Source organism: Bacillus sp. AF62, assembly GCF_050312695.1.
Classification (GTDB): Bacteria; Bacillota; Bacilli; order Bacillales; family Bacillaceae_G; genus Bacillus_A; species Bacillus_A cereus.
The window spans coordinates 1-1,217 of record NZ_JBNPJZ010000152.1 but is presented as its reverse complement, the minus strand read 5'-3'; the positions used below and the strand labels follow the sequence as shown (position 1 = coordinate 1,217).

The window sequence follows — 1,217 nt, the reverse complement described above, 5'->3', positions numbered from 1 at the left end:
GAAGCATTAGATCGTGCGTATACGCAACTCGAAGGAAGTACAATTCTGCATAATGGTCATTTCACAACAGATGCAGCAAATTGGACGATAGAAGGCGATGCACATCATGCGATATTAGAAGACGGTAGACGCATATTACGTCTTCCAGATTGGTCTTCTAGCGTTTCACAAACCATTGAAATAGAAAATTTTGATTCAGATAAAGAATATCAGTTAGTTTTCCATGCACAAGGAGAAGGAACGGTTTCCCTTCAACATGGTGAAGAAGGAGAATATGTGGAAACACACCCGCATAAGTTTGCGAATTTTACAACTTCACACCGTCAAGGAGTCACATTTGAAACAAATAAAGTAACAGTTGAAATTGCCTCAGAAGATGGCGAATTCCTAGTCGATCATATTGCGCTTGTGGAAGCTCCTCTTCCTACAGATGACCAAAGTTCAGATGGAAATACGACTTCCAATACGAATAGCAATACAAGCATGAATAATAATCAATAGCCAATATTTTCAAGCAGGTGCAAGTATTTTTGCACCTGTTTTTTGATAAAAAGTGTTTAAATAAAATATATCTATTTAAGTAAAAGTAATTATGTTTATTAAAAAAAGACCCGGAGGTTTAATTATGATAAAGAAATCAAAAATAATACAACAAAATAATCATGTAACTTCAACTACTGCGTCGACTACTATAACCAACCAAAATATTTCTTCCACACCACCGGCAGGATATACAAAGAAATCCGGCTGCGGTTGTGGAAAACGTCGTTGATTCCATAACATAACTTTAGAAATTACTTTAATCTTAGTAAGTCACATGACTGCCTAATCAATCATCTTATCCACTTCAAGCTTCTAAATCCAAAGCCCATTGTTTCCTTATTGCAATGGGCCCTTCTATGTTCATTTTCCTCACACTTCATTCTAACCGTATCACCCTACGTGTACATAGACTGAATTTGCTGTTACATAATACGTCTTCCCTTTACTATTATGCACCCTATATTGTGAAAAACCATTCAAACTTACTTTTTTATCCATTATGAATCCTTCCCCTTCATCTACAGTACCAGCCACATCTTTATCCTGCCATGATGGCGAATGATAGAATCGTAGATTATCAACCTTAGAGATTACACACTTTCCTACAATGAAAGAATCCGCCTTACTTTTCGTTTCAAGCTTCACATAAGACGAGTCATATTTCACCCACTGAT

Annotated in this window: 2 pseudogenes; one reads left to right on the top strand and one right to left on the bottom strand. The window is 36.4% G+C overall.

Annotated features, from left to right (window positions below):
• Positions 1 to 501, top strand: a pseudogene (locus tag ACQRBL_RS30710) (delta endotoxin C-terminal domain-containing protein); the annotation flags it as partial.
• 432 nt (positions 502 to 933) lie between these two features.
• On the opposite strand, the pseudogene ACQRBL_RS30705 reads toward ACQRBL_RS30710, so the two are convergent.
• Positions 934 to 1,217: pseudogene (locus tag ACQRBL_RS30705) on the bottom strand (N-acetylmuramoyl-L-alanine amidase); the annotation flags it as partial.